The organism is Salinibacter pepae, from assembly GCF_947077775.1.
Classification (GTDB): domain Bacteria; phylum Bacteroidota; class Rhodothermia; order Rhodothermales; family Salinibacteraceae; genus Salinibacter; species Salinibacter pepae.
Genome location: NZ_CAMTTE010000001.1, coordinates 2,574,384 through 2,590,378 on the forward strand (window position 1 = coordinate 2,574,384; position 15,995 = coordinate 2,590,378).

Annotated in this window: 15 protein-coding genes; 8 read left to right on the forward strand and 7 right to left on the reverse strand. The window is 66.0% G+C overall.

Annotated features, from left to right (window positions below):
• Positions 1 to 29 precede the first annotated feature (29 nt).
• Positions 30 to 443: a VanZ family protein gene (locus OJA40_RS10680; RefSeq protein ID WP_011403285.1), complete on the forward strand. Its 414-nt coding sequence runs from the start codon at positions 30 to 32 to the stop codon at positions 441 to 443.
• Positions 444 to 637: 194 nt separating this feature from the next.
• Complete coding sequence (locus OJA40_RS10685) at positions 638 to 1,297, forward strand: energy transducer TonB (RefSeq protein ID WP_103015638.1); 660 nt, start codon at positions 638 to 640, stop codon at positions 1,295 to 1,297.
• A 108-nt stretch (positions 1,298 to 1,405) separates the two neighbouring features.
• Here the strand turns inward: OJA40_RS10685 and rpiA are convergent, their stop codons facing one another.
• The 3 genes from rpiA to OJA40_RS10700 form a co-directional block, all read right to left on the reverse strand.
• A complete protein-coding gene (gene rpiA, locus OJA40_RS10690; RefSeq protein WP_208425474.1) occupies positions 1,406 to 2,101 on the reverse strand; it encodes a ribose-5-phosphate isomerase RpiA in 696 nt (231 codons plus the stop codon).
• A gap of 103 nt (positions 2,102 to 2,204) precedes the next feature.
• Positions 2,205 to 2,696, reverse strand: a complete 492-nt coding sequence (locus OJA40_RS10695) for a GNAT family N-acetyltransferase (RefSeq protein WP_208425473.1) — start codon at positions 2,694 to 2,696, stop codon at positions 2,205 to 2,207.
• Positions 2,697 to 2,735: 39 nt separating this feature from the next.
• Positions 2,736 to 4,874 (reverse strand): ATP-dependent helicase, encoded by a 2,139-nt coding sequence (locus tag OJA40_RS10700; protein ID WP_263810612.1) that lies wholly within the window; start codon positions 4,872 to 4,874, stop codon positions 2,736 to 2,738.
• Positions 4,875 to 5,190: 316 nt separating this feature from the next.
• Here OJA40_RS10700 and OJA40_RS10705 point away from each other — a divergent pair, with 316 nt between their 5' ends.
• From OJA40_RS10705 to OJA40_RS10730, 6 genes are all read left to right on the forward strand, one after another.
• Entirely contained in the window at positions 5,191 to 6,111 is a 921-nt protein-coding gene (locus OJA40_RS10705) for a ParA family protein (protein WP_011403290.1), read from the forward strand.
• Positions 6,112 to 6,177: 66 nt separating this feature from the next.
• Complete coding sequence (locus OJA40_RS10710; protein WP_263790584.1) at positions 6,178 to 7,158, forward strand: ParB/RepB/Spo0J family partition protein; 981 nt, start codon at positions 6,178 to 6,180, stop codon at positions 7,156 to 7,158.
• Between the two features lie 131 nt (positions 7,159 to 7,289).
• A complete protein-coding gene (locus tag OJA40_RS10715) occupies positions 7,290 to 7,985 on the forward strand; it encodes a DUF5683 domain-containing protein (RefSeq protein WP_263808961.1) in 696 nt (231 codons plus the stop codon).
• Between the two features lie 330 nt (positions 7,986 to 8,315).
• Positions 8,316 to 9,629 (forward strand): aminotransferase class I/II-fold pyridoxal phosphate-dependent enzyme, encoded by a 1,314-nt coding sequence (locus tag OJA40_RS10720; protein ID WP_208427302.1) that lies wholly within the window; start codon positions 8,316 to 8,318, stop codon positions 9,627 to 9,629.
• A gap of 115 nt (positions 9,630 to 9,744) precedes the next feature.
• Positions 9,745 to 10,914, forward strand: a complete 1,170-nt coding sequence (locus OJA40_RS10725; protein ID WP_263810614.1) for a hypothetical protein — start codon at positions 9,745 to 9,747, stop codon at positions 10,912 to 10,914.
• A 64-nt stretch (positions 10,915 to 10,978) separates the two neighbouring features.
• On the forward strand, positions 10,979 to 11,677 hold the full coding sequence (locus tag OJA40_RS10730; RefSeq protein ID WP_208427301.1) for an HAD family hydrolase: 699 nt from the start codon (positions 10,979 to 10,981) through the stop codon (positions 11,675 to 11,677).
• 1 nt (position 11,678) lies between these two features.
• Here the strand turns inward: OJA40_RS10730 and OJA40_RS10735 are convergent, their stop codons facing one another.
• The 4 genes from OJA40_RS10735 to OJA40_RS10750 all read right to left on the reverse strand — a co-directional run bounded on the left by OJA40_RS10735 (position 11,679) and on the right by OJA40_RS10750 (position 15,624).
• Positions 11,679 to 12,320, reverse strand: coding sequence for a rhomboid family intramembrane serine protease (locus OJA40_RS10735; RefSeq protein WP_208427305.1), 642 nt, complete (start codon positions 12,318 to 12,320; stop codon positions 11,679 to 11,681).
• A 91-nt stretch (positions 12,321 to 12,411) separates the two neighbouring features.
• The gene (gene purQ, locus OJA40_RS10740; protein WP_208427079.1) at positions 12,412 to 13,119 is read right to left on the reverse strand and encodes a phosphoribosylformylglycinamidine synthase subunit PurQ; all 708 of its coding nucleotides are present in this window, start codon (positions 13,117 to 13,119) and stop codon (positions 12,412 to 12,414) included.
• A gap of 94 nt (positions 13,120 to 13,213) precedes the next feature.
• The gene (locus tag OJA40_RS10745) at positions 13,214 to 14,749 is read right to left on the reverse strand and encodes an acyl-CoA dehydrogenase family protein (RefSeq protein WP_208427078.1); all 1,536 of its coding nucleotides are present in this window, start codon (positions 14,747 to 14,749) and stop codon (positions 13,214 to 13,216) included.
• Between the two features lie 368 nt (positions 14,750 to 15,117).
• The gene (locus tag OJA40_RS10750; RefSeq protein ID WP_208427077.1) at positions 15,118 to 15,624 is read right to left on the reverse strand and encodes a single-stranded DNA-binding protein; all 507 of its coding nucleotides are present in this window, start codon (positions 15,622 to 15,624) and stop codon (positions 15,118 to 15,120) included.
• Between the last annotated feature and the right edge of the window lie 371 nt (positions 15,625 to 15,995).

Genomic DNA, 15,995 nt, shown 5'->3' on the forward strand with positions numbered 1-15,995 from the left:
TCTGTTCTTCCCTGATACGCCTCCGCCCGATGCGCATTCTGTCGTCCCTCCGCACCGTTCACTACCGCCTTCTTGCGACGCTCTGGACGGTCGGCATTCTCGTTGCGTTGACCCTCCCCACCGGAAGCATGCCGGACGCCCAGGCCACGGGTCTCGACAAGGTCGTGCACGCGGGGCTCTTCGCCGGATTCGGAATTCTCTGGCTGCGCGGCCTGTGCCCGCCGGACACCGAGAGGCTCTCGGCGTGCTTTCGTCGGCGCGGCGGAATGTTTTTCGTCGGGGGGCTGCTGTTTGCGGTGGGAACGGAGGTGTACCAGCACCTGCTGCCCGTCCAGCGGATGGCGGATCCCTACGACGTTACGGCGGACCTCCTTGGGTTCGGCGTTGCATTTGTAGGATACTACGTCTACCATGTGCGTCGAACGGATCGGGCGTCGGCCTAAGCCGTGGCGCTACACTGGAGGGCAGGCGGGCCGACGGGGCCCCTCGGCGAGCCCGATCCGCGTGACGGGGGCGCCCCAAAGTTGAAACATCGAGAAAGGGTCGGTGTATTCATCTTCGCCTCGCGTATCGCTCAACATCCGGCCGTGTGCCCGCGCGGCGGCACTCGCATCGTCTCACAACAAGGTGACCCACCATGGCCTTGCGCAAGGAAGAAGGGGCAGATCTACGCAAACAGTACCCGCTGTACGTAGAGATCGGTCTGGTTCTCTCGCTTACGCTCCTCATCGTGGCCTTCCGGGCCGACTTCTCGAACGAAAGCTCGTTCCAGGTCCAGATGGAGGAGCAGGAGACCGTGGACATGAAGCAGATCCAGCAGACCCAGCAGGAGAAGGAGCCGCCGCCGCCCCCGAAGCCGCCGGTGCCCCAGGAGGTGCCGAACAACGAGGTTATCGAGAATGAGACCGACTTTGACGCCTCGCTCGACATGGACGAGCGGCTGGACACCAGTCAAGGGCCGCCCGACGACGGGGAAGAGGAGGAGGAAGAGGAGCAGGAGATCTTTATGGTCGTCGAGAACCAACCCGAACTGGTCGGCGGCATGAGGGCGCTCCAGCAATCGGTCGAGTACCCCGAATTTGCGAAGAAGGCCGGCATCGAGGGGCGTGTGATCGTTCAGTTCGTCGTGGACGAACAGGGCAACGTGAAAAACCCGAAGGTGACGCGAGGCGTCCACAAGCTCCTGAACGAGGAAGCCGTCAAGGCGGTGAAGGAGCAGAGCTTCAAGCCGGGGAAGCAGCGGGGACAGGCCGTGAAGGTCCAGATGTCCCTCCCCGTGACGTTCCGGCTTCAGTAGCGCGGCCTCCGATTCTCGTCTGATCCGTTTCAGCGCGCACCGTGGGAGTCCCCGCGGTGCGCGTTTTTTGTTTGCGTGGAGGGCGAGCAGTTGGCCCGCCCCTTCGGGCTAGGACGCCGAACGGTGGTCTACGGACTCGTCGGGACGGCCCACGAGGACATCGGTCGCCATGTCGAGGAACAGGCCGTGGTCGAGCACGCCGGGGCGGTCGTTGAGCCGACGGTCGAGAGCGTCGGGGGCCTCGATGCCGTCGGGGAACCGGGCGTCGATGATCCACAGGCCCTGGTCGGTGACCACCGGGCCGTCCTTGGCGTCGGCCGTGCGGAGCGTCGGCGTCGCCCCCGCCGCCTGTAGGGCGTTCATTACCGGCGTCGCGGCCATGGGGAGCACCTCCACGGGCACCGGGAACTGGGTGCCGAGCCGGCTCACCTCTTTCGTCGGGTCGACCAGCACCACGAACCGGTCGGCCTGGTGGGCCACCACCTTCTCGCGGGCGTGCGCCCCGCCGCCGCCCTTGATGAGGCGAAAGGCGTCGTCGACCTCGTCGGCCCCATCGAGCGCAAGGTCGAGGCTGGGGGTGTCGTCGAGCGAGGTGAGCGGGATGCCGTGGGTGCGGGCGCGGCGCTCGGTGGCAAACGAGGTGGGGACGCCCTGCACGTCGAGGTCCTCGGCCTGAATGCGGCGGCCGAGAAATTCGAGGGCGTAGGCGGTGGTGGAGCCGGAGCCGAGGCCTACGTGCATGCCGTCGCGGACGAGTTGAACGGCGGCCTCGGCGGCGGCCTGCTTGGCGGTGTCGCGATCCATAAAAGAGCGTGTGAGGGAAGGGGGAGCGTCGGAGATGTGTTGCGGGGGGCGCCCGTCGATTGCGTTCTGGCACCGCCGGCGCGGTCCCTGGTCCGCCCGAACGTCATGCCGCGTCGAAGGCGCACGCAAAGCGGAGCCGGTAGTCCTGGTACTTGGCGCTGTAGCCGGCCCGAATCACGTCGAATCCTTCGTCGAGGCCGAGGACCGTCATCCCGGGGTGCTTGTTTGGAAACGTATCGTACACGAATCGCTCGTAGCCGCGGCCGGCCACGATGTCGAGCATGTCGTAGAGAAGGGCCCGGGCAATGCCGTTGCGACGATGGGCCGGGTGGACGCCGCCCTTGGCGCTGTAGAACGCGGCCTCGTTGAGCCGGTAGCCCAGCTTAAAGCCCACGTCGGTGCCGCCCGACCGGGCGAGCAGCATGAGCAGGTCGTCCCGCTCAAACGTCTCGATGATGTGGGCGTCGTCGAAGATGGCGACGTTGAGGCGCCGGATTGCATCGAGTTGCTCCATGCCCACCTCCAGGATCTCGAGGGGGACCCTGGCCGCCTCGTGCGCCTCGGGCGACGTGGAATGTTCGTGTGGCGTCCGCATGATGAAGCAGTGGGGGAGAGCAGGTCGGAAGCGTGTCGTCTAAAACGGAAGGCCGTCGGCGTCGGCAGGGTCGTCGGGGGGGGCGTCGTCCCGCGTGGATTCGGGGGGCGCCGGGGCCTCCCCGTTCCGGGAGGGGGGCAGTGTGTCGCCCCCCTCAGGCGCATCCGGGGCGTTCTCGTCCACGGCGTCTTCTTCGACGAGCTGCACCGGTTCGAGGACGTCGTCGGGCAGGCCCTCGACGAAGCGGCTCGGGGTCGTCATGTACTCGCCCTGCCCCCGCCGGTACTGCGTCATCGGGTAGGAGATGAACAGGTCCTCCTCCGCCCGCGTCACGGCCACGTAGAAGAGGCGCAGCTCCTCGTCGACCCCGCCCGGCTCGCGGAGCGCGTGGCGCGAGGGAATGGTGCCGTCGAGCGCCCGGATCAGGAAGACGGTGTGGAATTCGAGGCCCTTCGCCGAGTGGATGGTCGACAGCACGAGGGGGGGCTCGTCGTCCTCCCCGGTCTCCTGGTCCAGGGCGGTCAGCTCGATGGGATCGAGCGTGAGCGAGGAGAGGAAGCGCCGGCGCGACTCGTGGTTGGCGGCGAGGCCGGCCAGGTGCTCCAGGTCCGGGGCCCGCTTCGGGTGGTCGTCGGCGTACTTGTTTTCGAAGAGCGGCTGGTAGTAGTCGAGGATGGCCTCCACCTGCTCGTTCACTGAGGTGTCGTCCTTGCGGACGTGGCGGAGCGTCGAGAAGAGCTGTTTGAGCCGTGCGGCGTACCGGTCGGAGAACGGAGCGCCGTCCCCGAGCGTCAGGGGGTCCTCGGCCGCCTCCGTCGTCCACTCGATGAGGGACTGGGCCGTCTTGGGCCCGATGCCGTGGATGAGCTGGAGCGCCCGGTTCCAGGAGGCAGCGTCCTGCGGGTTCTCCACCACCTTCAGGTGGGCCAGCACGTCCTTGATGTGGGCCGCCTCGTTGAGCTTCATTCCGCCGTACTTCACGAACGGAATGTTGCGCTGGTTGAGCTCCACCTCCAGGTCGTACGCGTTGTGGCTGCTGCGGAAGAGCACCGCCACGTCGCTGAGGGGGATCCCGTCCTCGCGCAGGCGCAGCACCATCTCGGCCACGAACCGGGCCTCCATGTCGCCGTCGGCGGCCGGGACGAGGGCCGGGAGCTCCCCCGCTGTCTTCTCGGTAAAGAGCGTCTTGTCGTACGAGCGCTCGGCCTGCTCGATGACGCGGTTGGCCAGGTCCAGGATCGGCTGGGTCGAGCGGTAGTTGTGCTCCAGCTTCAAGACCTCGGCGTCGCCAAACTCGTCGGGGAAGCGGAAGATGTTGCGGAAGTCGGCGCCCCGAAATTTGTAGATGCTCTGCGCGTCGTCGCCCACCACGGTCACGTTGCCGTGAACCGACGAAAACTTTTTGACCAGTTCGGCCTGGAGCGCGTTGGTGTCCTGGTACTCGTCAACCAGCACGTGCCGGCAGCGGCTGGCCACCTGGTGGCGCACGTCGTCGTCCGTCTCGAGGAGCTCCAGCGTGCGCTCCAGCAGGTCGTCGAAGTCCATGAGCCCGTGCTCCTTTTTGTACCGCCGGTACGCGTCGCGGAGGGCCTTCAGCTCCGCGTGCAGGCTCGTGAACTGGGGGTAGCGCTTCGTAATCGTCTCGCCGAGCGTCTCGTCGCGGTTCGTGGCCGAGGAGAACATCGAGTAGAGCGTGTTCTTCTGGGGGAAGCGTTCCTCCCCGTCCCCGTACTCGCCGCGGGTGCGAATGACGCTGAGCACGTCGGCGGCGTCCGCCGCGTCGAGGACCGTAAAGTTGCGGGGGAAGCCGAGGGCCTCGGCGTGCTGCCGCAGGACCTCCAGGCAGAAGGCGTGGAACGTGCCGCCGCGCACCTTCTCGCAGCGCCCGTCGAGCAGATTGGACGCGCGGGCCGTCATGTCGTTGGCCGCCCGTCGGGTGAAGGTGAGCAGCACGATCTGCTGGGGGCGCGTGCCCGTCTCCACCAGGTAGGCGAGGCGGTAGATGAGGGTGCGCGTCTTGCCGGTGCCCGCTCCGGCCACGATGAGAAGCGGCCCCTCCCCGGCCGTCGCCGCCGCATACTGCTGCTCGTTGAGGGCCTCCGCGTACTCGATCGCAAGGTCTTCGGTCGACCCCGACGGCTCGTCCCGGTCCGACGACAATACAATGCGGCGCGCCATGGTGGGGGGCGAGGACGTGGGTGAGACAGCGACGGGGCAGGGGAGCCGGGCCGGCACGGCGCCCGCGGTGGGCAGAACACTGGCCGGCAGCGGCCGGTTGGGAGACAGTCCCAAGACCAGGGGCCGGGCCAAAAGAACCATGTACTAAACCTCCGTGCCGGGACGAGTGATCCGGTCGCGGGGGGTAGACATTGGGGGGGCGTGGTTCGTAGGTTGTAGCCACCCGTCGTCATGTCCGGGCCCCACTCCGGGCCCGTCGTCGAGCGTGGGGCCGGGCGAACCTCTTTGCGAGCGAGATTGTCTTCGGTAGTTTACTATGGGAAAAGTTATCGCGATCGCCAACCAGAAGGGCGGGGTGGGCAAAACGACCACCGCAATCAACCTGGCCGCCTCCCTGGCGGCGACGGAGCACCCCACCCTCCTGCTGGACATCGATCCGCAGGCCAACTGCACCTCCGGCATCGGCATCGAGTCCGACGAGGTGGACAACTCCATCTACGAGGTGCTCATCGGGGAGGTGGATGCGTCCGACGCGGTGATGAGCACGGCGATGCCGTTCCTCGACATGATGCCGAGCCACATCAACCTCGTGGGCGCCGAGGTTGAAATTATCGACGAGACCCAGCGCGAGAAGCTGCTGAGCGCCGCCCTGCCCCGCATCCGGCGCAAGTACGACTTCATTGTCATCGACTGCCCGCCCTCGCTGGGGCTGCTCACCCTCAACTCGCTCACCGCCTCGGACTCGGTTCTCATCCCGGTGCAGGCCGAGTACTTCGCGCTGGAGGGGCTGGGGCAGCTGCTGAACACGATCAAGATTGTGCGCCAGCACCTGAACCCGGACTTGGACATCGAGGGCGTGCTTATGACCATGTTCGACACGCGCCTTCGCCTGTCCAACCAGGTGGCCGACGAGGTGCGCCGGTACTTCGGCGAGCGGGTGTTCGAGACCATCGTGAAGCGCAACGTGCGCCTCTCGGAGGCGCCCAGCTTCGGGAAGCCTGCCCTGTTGTACGAGGCGTCGAGCACCGGGGCCCAGAACTACATGGCCCTTGCCCGCGAAATTCTGGCCCACAACGAGGAGTACCTCGATTCTGCACCGGACAGCAACGGCCGGGGCGACGCGGAAAGCATCGAGACGCCGTCCGCTGGCGACCAGGAAACCCTGTCGGACGCGATCGGGGCGTCGTCCGAGGCCGACGAGGACGCCGCCACGCCGGCCGACGAGTTCTCCATGTAGCCCTGGACGCTGCGATCGCCGCACCTGATTGCTTCGCTCTCCTTTTTCGTCGATCCCCGGTTTCGCATGGGTAAGAAATCAGCACTAGGCAAAGGCCTCAACGCGCTCCTGCCCGAAGACCAGGACGAGCAGGCGTCGGGGGACGGCGAGGGCCCAACCGACGAGGCACCGGAGGAGCAGAGTCAGTTGTACCAGTTCGAAGACGGGACCCGCCTGCTGGGGCGTGTCGCGGAGGTGGCGGTGGAGCGCATCCGCCCCAATCCCTACCAGCCGCGCCAGGAGTTCGAGGAGGGGGCCCTCGACGAGCTGGCGGCCTCCATCGAGCAGATCGGCATCATCCAGCCCATTACGGTGCGGGCGCTGGGGGACGGCGAGTTCGAGATCATCTCGGGCGAGCGCCGCCTGCGGGCGGCCCGGCGGGCGGGCATGGAGCACCTGCCGGCGTTCATCCGCGAGGCCGACTCGGAGGAAATGCTCGAGATGGCCCTCGTCGAAAACGTCCAGCGCGAGGAGCTGAACCCCATCGAGATTGCCCTCGGCTACCAGCGCCTCGTCGAGGAGTGCGACCTGACGCAGGAAGAGGTGGCCGAGCGCGTGAGCAAGAGCCGAGCGACGGTGTCCAACTTCCTTCGTCTGCTCCGCCTGCCGCCCCGCATTCAGGCCGCGCTCCGAGACAAGCAGGTGAGCATGGGCCACGCCCGCGCCCTCATTGCAATGGACGACGACGAGGCCCAGGTGGCGCTGCTCGAAGACACCATCGCGGAGGACCTGTCGGTGCGTGAGGTGGAGCGGCGGGCCCGCCAGTGGCACGACGACCAGGGGGCAACCGACTCCGAAGCAGCAGAGGGGACCGACGAAACCGCGGTTCCCGAGACGGCCCCCGACCGGGACGATCTTCAGTTCGAAGAGCTCCGAAACCGGCTTCGGTCCCGGTTTAGCACCCAGGTGCAGATTCAGCACCGGAAGGACGGCGAGGGAACGATCGAAATTTCTTACTACTCGGAGGAGGACCTAAATCGTCTCGTGGAGCTCCTGGCGAGCGAGTAGGTGGGGGCCACTGCTTTGAAGCGGGGGGGAGATCGGGCCCCCGGCCAAGGACTGTGAACGGCCGGGGGGAGACGCCTCTCCTGAGGACACACCGTGTTGTTTCGTTCGTCGATCGGGTGCCTGTGATCCAGATGCGCCGTGTCGGACTCGGCTTGGGACTGCTCGTTGTGCTCCTGGGAGCGAGCCTAAGCGCCGGCACGGCCTCCGCGCAGCCGGACAGCGTGCGCGCCTCCATCCTGGAGAAGAAGGGATTTTCGCCGGATCACTCCCCCCGCGGGGCCCTCTGGCGCGCGGCCGCCGCGCCCGGATGGGGGCAGTTCTACAACCGTCAGTACTACAAGATGCCGTTCGTCTACGCGGGCCTGGCGGGCGGCGGGTACGCCATCTACACCCTGACCCGGCGCTACCGCCTGTTCCGGGACGCCAACCTCTACGTGATTGGACGGAACCGAGCGCAAGAAAATGGCGGGGACAATCCGTACGGGCAGTTCGAAGGGGCGTACGACGAGGCCGTTGTGCGACTGGGCGGCGACCCGCAAAGCAGCACCGTCGGGGGGCGTCAACTCCGCGACCAGCGCGATCAGTATCGGCGCTGGCGCGACCTGTCGATCCTCGGCACGGGCCTGTTCTACGCCCTCACTGTTCTGGACGCGTACGTCAGTGCGCACCTGTTGAGCTTCAATGTGGGGGACGTCGCGCTCGACGTGCGTCCGAGTGGGGGGGAGCCCGTGGTCGCGGGACGGCAGAACGGGACCGCCCGGGCGCCCGAAGAGGCGTCTTTGCGAGATATTAATGGCATTGGGGTTCGCCTCCACCTTCGGTTTTAGCGGCGCGCCCGATCACGCCCGCGGCGAACAAGATGTAAAACTGCCCCAAAATTTTGGGCATGGGGGAGAATGGAAGCCCTTCGATGCCGGAAATTGGTGAAACCCCTGCGCCGCGAGACGTACTGATCAATCACGTTTTGTTAACCGCCGGGCCCGAGAACCGTGACACTCCACGCAGCGGGAAGCCCCGGGCGTCGCGTGTTACTTTCGTTCGGAGCGGCGCGGCGACACTTAGATGCAGAAAAATCGTGACCAGTCGCGGGCACCCACGAACGCGCGACACCCCTTGCGTCCTTCGCGTCCTGAACTACCCACTGCGTTCCCGCTTTTATGACGACACCCGATCGCCCCCCCCGCCAGTCCACCCGGCCCGAGGAGCCCGAGCAGGCGTCTCCCGCCCAGGAAGAGCCGTCTCTGTTTGAGAAGTGCCACCGCTTCTTCGATCCGTCGGGCGACTACGCCAAACTGAAGCAGGCAGACTTGTATCCCTACTTCCGGCCCATTGAAGAGAGTGAAGGGTCCCGGGCCGTCATGAACGGCGACGAGCTGGTGATGGCAGGGTCGAACAACTATCTTGGGCTCACCGCGGACCCCCGCGTGAAGGAGGCGGCCCAGGAGGCAACGGCCACGTACGGCACTGGCTGTACCGGCAGTCGCTTCCTCAACGGAACGCTCGACCTGCACCTGGAGCTGGAGGAGAAGCTCGCCGACTTCATGGGGAAGGAGGAGGCTGTGTTGTTCTCCACCGGCTACATGACGAACGAAGGGGTGCTCGAAGCCGTGGCGGGCCGTGGCGACATCATTTTCTCGGACAAGGACAACCACGCCTGCATCAATGCGGGGGCACAGAAAAGCCTCGCGGAGACCAGGCGGTACCGTCACAACGACTTTGACCACCTCCGCAAAATGCTCAAGCGGGCCCATGAGGAGCACCCGGACGCGGGCAAGCTCATCGCCACGGACGGCGTCTTCTCCATGAGCGGCAAAATCGCGCGGGTGCCCGACCTGCTCGACCTCGCGGACGAGTTCAACGCGGCCCTCATGCTCGACGACGCCCACGCGATCGGGGTCATTGGCGACGGCGGGCGCGGATCGGCCTCCACGTTCGGCCGCAAGGACGATGTCCACCTCATCACGGGCACCTTCTCGAAGAGCTTTGCCTCCATCGGGGGCTTCTGCGTGGGAGACCGCGACGTGGTCGAGTACATCCGGCACGAAGCGTCGACCCACGTCTTCAGCGCGTCGATGCCGCCGTCGACCGTGGCCACCGTCCTGAAGTCCCTCGAGATTCTTCAGGACGAGCCGGAGCGGCTCGACCGGCTGCACGAGATCTCCGACTACATGCGCGACGGATTCCGGAACCTGGGCTTCGACGTGTGGGAGAGCGAGACGCCCATCATCCCCGTCGTCATCGGCGACATGGAGCTGTGCTTCCGCTTCTGGCGGGAGCTGATCGACGAGGGCGTCTTCGTCAACGCCGTCGTGCCGCCCGCCGTGCCGAAGGGACAGGCGCTTATGCGCACCTCCTACATGGCCACGCACACCGACGAAGAGCTCGACCAGATTCTCGATGCCTTCCACAAGGTGGGCAAGAAGCTGGGCGTAGTCGGGACGAACGGCCACGAGGTCCCCGCGGGCGCGTAGTCGGCCCCTGAACAGCGGCCCCGTTCGGCCCGTAACGACGCCGTCGTTTTCCGATTCGCCGTCGGAAAGCGGCGGCGTTTTCGCATGGTCCTCCCACAGCTCCCGTTTGTCCCGCATGCCGGCTCCGACTTCCGCCGTGACCGTTCGTCCCGTCCGTGGCGCGCGCGACCGGACACGGTTCATCGACGTCCCCTACGACTTCTATCCGGGGCGCTACCCGGAGTGGGTGCCGCCGCTGCGCCGCGACGTGAAGGACACGCTCGACCCGTCCTCGAATGCGTTCTTCGAGCACGGTGACATGCAGCTCTTTCTGGCGGAGGATGCCTCCGGCGCGGTCGTCGGGCGCATCGCGGGCATCGTCAACGGCATGCACCTGGAGAAGCACGAGGACGAGACCGGGTTCTTCGGCTTCTTCGAGTGCGTGGAGGAGTACGCCGTCGCCGAGGCGCTCCTCGACGCCGCCGCCGACTGGCTCCGCGGGCAGGGCCTCCGCCGCATGCGCGGCCCGGCCAACCCGTCGCTCAACGACACCGCCGGCCTGCTGGTGGACGGGTTCGACCGGGCGCCGTCCCTGCTCATGCCCTACAACCCGCCGTACCACGAGGCCTTTCTGGAGCGCTACGGCTTGGGGCGGGCGATGACGATGTGGGCGTATTACCTCCACGAGAAGTACGCGAAGTACGAGCGGCTGCAGCGCGGCGTGGATCTGGTCAAGCGGCGCACGCCGGGCCTGTCGCTGCGCACACTCGACATGGATCGCCTCGAAGAGGAGGTGCGCACCGTCCGCGACATCTACAACGACGCGTGGTCCGACAACTGGGGGTTCGTGCCCATGACGGAGGGGGAGCTCCAGCAGCTCGCCGACGAGCTGAAGCAGATTGTCGACCCGGAGATCGTCTTCTTCGTCGAGCACGAGGGCACGCCGGTCGGCTTTTCCGTCGCGCTCCCGGACGTGAACCAGGCGCTGCGGCACGTCCCCGACGGGCGCCTCTTCCCGTACGGCGTGCCGTCCGGCCTCACAACGCTGTTCCTCCACATGCAGTACGGGATTCACGAGTGTCGCATGCCGCTGATGGGCATCCGGAAGGACTATCAGGGCAAAGGGCTGGACAGCATGCTCGTCCTCGCCACCATCGAGAATGGACCGGCAAACGGCTACGCGGCCTGCGAGATGAGCTGGGTCCTCGATACGAACGACCGACTCAAGAACCACGTCGAGTCCCTGGGGGCCGTCGTCGACAAGGAATACGCGATGTTCGAGGCGCCCCTTTTCCAGAACCACTGAAGACGCGAACGGCCGACTGCACACCGACGCCCGCCCCTCGAACCCGAACGTTGTCCCTCCGACGATGGACCCTGAATTCGTGTACTTCGACCTCGACGACACACTGCTCGACCACCAGACGGCCGAGCGGCAGGCCCTCGCCGACGTGCGGACCCGCTATCTGACTGTCTTCGGCGCCCTCTCGGTCGACGAGCTGCAGGAGACCTACCACACCATCAACGCCCCGCTCTGGCGCCGGTACGCCGACGGGGAGATCGACAAGCGGACCGTGCAGCAGCAGCGCTTCGAGCGGCTGCTGGAGGCAGTGGATGCCCCCCACGCCGACGCGACCCTTGTTGCCCGGCACTACATGCAGCGCTACGCCGAGCATTGGGCCTTTATTCCGGGGGCACGAGAGACGTTTGAGGCCATCGCCGATCGGCACCCGGTGGGCGTCATCACGAACGGCTTCGCCGAGGTGCAAGAGAAGAAGTTCGACCGGTTTCCCCTGCTTCGCGAGCGGTCCGACGCCCTCGTGATTTGTGAGGACGTTGGCGTCCTCAAGCCCGACCCGGACGCCTTCGACCACGCCACAGAGACGGCAGGGGTCGCCTACGAGGACGTGCTCTACGTGGGGGACTCCTACTGGTCCGACGTGGAGGGCGCGGAGCCGGTGGGGTGGCGGGTGGCGTGGTACGCCCGGAATGGTACCAACGGCCACTCGACGAACGAGCGGGGCTTCGCCTTCTCGGACTGGGCCGACCTGCGCGCCCGGGTGCTCTAAGCTACCCGAGAAGCTGCCGGAACGACTCCAGAAAGACCTGCACGGAGCGCGGCTCCAGCAGGATTGTGAGCACGACGCCCGCGAGTGCGCCCCCCACGTGGGCCTCGTGCGCAATCCAGTCGCCCACGCTGCCGCGGGCACCGCTCCGGCTGCTGCCTCCCATGGCGTAGATCGACCCAAACACGTACCCGAACGCAAAGAGAATGGCCGGGATGGGCAGCGCGAAGAACAGGTAGAGGTTGCGAAGCGGAAAGAACACGCAGAACGCGAACACGACCCCGCTGATGGCGCCCGACGCCCCGACCGCCGAGTAGTTCGGATCGTCGCGGTGCGCGGCGAACGTAAGGGCGTGGGCCGCTAGCTCGGAGCCGAAGTAGAGCAGCAAGAACGCCCCGATCCCCAGGATCCCTTCCAGCAGGGGCCCGAAGAAGTAGAACGTGATCATGTTGAAGGCCAGGTGCGTGCCGCTGGCGTGCACGAACCCGGCCGTGAGAAACCGGTAGCCCTCCCGGTGGGTCCGGATGCGATGGGGGCGAAAGGACAGCTCGCGGAGGAGGGACGGGTCGGTGAAGGCGTACAGACTCACGCCTAGGTTGGAGAGCAGCAGCGCGAGCGTGATGGGGGCCTGAAGCAGACGCTCCATTCGGGGGGCGCAAACGCGTGCCGACAAGCCGCAGGACATGCGGAGGGCTCTAGAGGAGACCCCTCACGGCTCACGCATCACGGCTCACGCATCACGCCGCGACGGTAGAGACGTGGTTCAGGAGCGACTCGAAGATGAGCCGACCGTCGTCCCCTCCGAGCAGCGACTCTACGCACCGCTCTGGATGCGGCATGAGGCCGCACACGTTGCCCGCCTCGTTGACGAGGCCGGCGATGCCGCGGGCCGAGCCGTTCGGGTTGGCCGCGTCGGTGACCGCGCCCTCCGCCGTGGAGTAGCGGAAGAGCACCTGGTCGTTGGCCTCGATGCGGGCGAGCACATCCTCGTCGGCGTAGTAGCGGCCCTCGCCGTGGGAGACCGGAATCGTGACGACCTGCCCCTCCGTGAGGGCGTTTGTGAAGGGCGTGCCGGCGTTTTCGACGCGGAGCGGCGTGTCCTTGCAGACGAAGCGGAGCGACTCGTTGCGCATGAGGGTCCCGGGGAGGAGCCCCGCTTCGCAGAGCACCTGAAACCCGTTGCAGATGCCAAATACGAGCCCGCCGTCCTCGGCGAACCGCACCACGTCCTGCATGATGGGCGAGAAGCGCGCCACCGCGCCGGACCGCAGATAGTCGCCGTACGAGAACCCGCCCGGCACGATCACCACGTCCACGTCCCCGAGCGACGCCTCCTCGTGCCAGATGAAGCGTGCCTCCTGGTCGAAGACGTCGTGGGCGGCGTGGTAGGCGTCGTGGTCACAGTTCGACCCCGGAAAGACGACGACACCGAAGCGGGCAGACATGAGGAGGCAGGGCGGTGGGCAAACAAGAGGATGAGCAGGGGCCGCAGAGGGGACCGCGTCCGGCTTTCAAAATCCGCAGCGGCACGGGTTGGGACTACGCCTTTACGAAGTCGAGCCACGCGCTTCCCTCCACGTAGTCGTCGATCACAGACGGCGTTTGTGAGCGTCCGTACGAGGCGAGCAGGCGTTCGACCTTCTCCTGGAACGACTGCAGGCAGTTGGAGATCAGGTCGCTCCGGAAGCCCCGATCGCCGAGCTCGATGACCATCTCCATCGTGACGACGCGCCCCAGGACGCGCCCCAGGTCCACGAGCTTGCGCTGCGGAAGCGACTGGTCGACCTCAAAGTCGAGCGCCCCGGAGAAGTAATCGGTTGCACGGGCCGTCAGGTCGTGGTCCTCCAGGAACGAGCGGAGGTTGCGCTCCTTCGCCTGGCGCATGGACTTGAGAATCGACTCCGTAATTTGCTGGTAGAGGACGTCATTCGAGCCCTCGAAGATCTGGAACGGGCGGCTGTCGACCACCGAGCGGCCGGCTACGTGGTCGAGCCGGTAGCCCTTGCCCCCGGTCAGCTGCAGGAGCGACTGGGCGGCGTTCTGCATGAGGTCCGTTACCACCGTCTTGGTGGCGTTGGCCGAGAGGGCCTCGCCGGCAAGGTTGTTGTCGGTGTGGGCGTGTTCACTGGTGTGGAGGCACATGGCCGAGCACGCCGTGTAGGCGGCCTGGATGTCCGCCACGCGGCGCTGCACCTGGTCGTACTCGAGGAGCGACTTGCCGCCCACGAAGCGCTCCTTGCAGTGCGCCAGCGCCTCGTCGAGAATGCGCTGGAGGAAGCCCATGCCCATCCCCGGAAACTCGATCCGGCTCCGGTGCAGGATGTCGAGCATCATCTTGATGCCCGTGCTCTTGGGCTGAAGACGATGCTGGCCGGGCACCTGAATGTCGACGTGGTTGCGCCCGTACGGAATCATGTAGAGGCCCAGGTTCTCGTAGAACTCCTCGACCTCGATCATCTGCTCGGGCTGGTTCATGTCGGCGACGAAGAAGTCGATGTCGCGCCCCAGGTCGCCGTCGGCGCCTTGACGCCGGGCCGTGACGAGCCAGAAGTCGGCCCAGCCCGTGAGGCCGGCCCAGTGCTTCGTGCCCGTGAGGTGGTAGTCGCCGTCCCCTGTCTCCGTGTAGGACGTCTCCATGCTGAGGGCGTCGGTCCCGTAGTCCGGCTCCGTAATCATGAGCCCCCCCAGGTTCTTTTCCTCAATAAAGCGCTCAAAAATTGGGGGCTTGATGGACTCGGCGCCGTACTTCGTGAGGGGCTGCAGGAACAGGGCGCCGTTGATGCCCAGGGTGAGGGAGAGGGCGAGCGACTCGTAGGAGGCCGTGGCGAGGATGGACTGGCACTCGTGCACGTGGCCGCCCCGTCCCCCATACTCCTCGGGGATAAAGACCGAGAGCGGAGTCATCGACTGAATTTCCCGCATCATGAACGGCGGGAGGCCACGCTGCGTACTGACCGCATCGAAGTCGCCGCGCATGCGGAAGACCTTGTGGAGCTTCTTCTGGAAGGCGTCCCGGAACGTCTCGAATTCGACGGAGGTCCCGAGGTCCTCGGACAGGTAAGAGGCGATGCTCATTGTACTGGGGTCTGAAGGAGACAGTGGGCCCAAATTGAGGGCCGTGACAAAGTGTGGTTGTTGCGTTGTCGCCCTACCGCAACGAGCATACAATGCAAAAGATCGACCGCAGAGGAGCAATCTGCAAACGAAGCTGCAACAAATCGCCGGGGGAGGCCGCGGAAAAAGGCGGTCTCCGGGTCCGCGTCCCCGATGCCACGAGGCACGATCCCGAAAGGGCAAGACCCCGAAAGGGCAAGACGGCGGACGGACAAACACACGAAGAGGAGGAAGGCCGAGGCAATCTCGACCTCCCTCCTCTCACCTCTCAAGACGCACGATGGCGGGAAGCTGTGCCGGAACGATCCCCAACTAGAAGATCGTCGTATTCAAAACGGAAGATCATCGTCCGGCTCGAACGTGTCCTCGTCCTCGCCCCCGGACGACGCCTGCTGCCCGGGCTGCGGGCCGGAAGAGCCGGCGGGCTGCTCCTGGCGGGTCTGGTCCAGGGAGTCGTCCCCACGGGTCTGGTCGAAGCCGTCCATGTCCGCCCCGCCCTGGCGATTGCTGTCGAGGAACATCATCTCCTGGGCCTTTACCTCCGTCGAGTAGCGCGTGTTGTTGTCGCGGTCCTCCCAAGAGCGGGTCTGGAGCTTGCCCTCGAAGTAGACCTGGGAGCCCTTGTCAAGGTACTCGTTGCAGATCTCTCCGAGCCGCCCCCAGGCCACGACGTCGTGCCACTCGGTGTTTTGCACCTCATTGCCGTCGCTATCGGTGTAGGTTTCGTTGGTCGCGAGCGACATGTTGCAGACCGCCGTCCCGCTGCCGGTGTACCGCAGTTCGGGATCGTCGCCGAGGTTGCCGATGAGAATAGCCTTGTTGACTCCGCGTGCCATGATGACCACCTAGCCGTGTTGTTCGAAGATCGATGAGTGCCCGCGCCCCCGTACGGTCCCGTTTCGTGATTCTCTATACGACGAGCCGCGAAAAGTGTCCCGGGACGGTGCTGCGGCACGGGCGAACGCCAAAAGAAGAGCGCGAGCCCTTGTTCGTTCCACAGACACACGGACGGCCTGCACCATAACTTCTGTACCAAACAAAAGAAATGCATCGGGCGGTCCCGGTGCCTGCAGGCCCTTCGGTGGCGCTCGCGGCACCCCTCACAAAAAAAGCCGGGCAGATGCGCTCACCCAAAGACGCACCTGCCCGGCAAGGATGGAGGCCTCCTAGGGACTGTAACGTCCCGCACAACGTGACCGCGCACGCG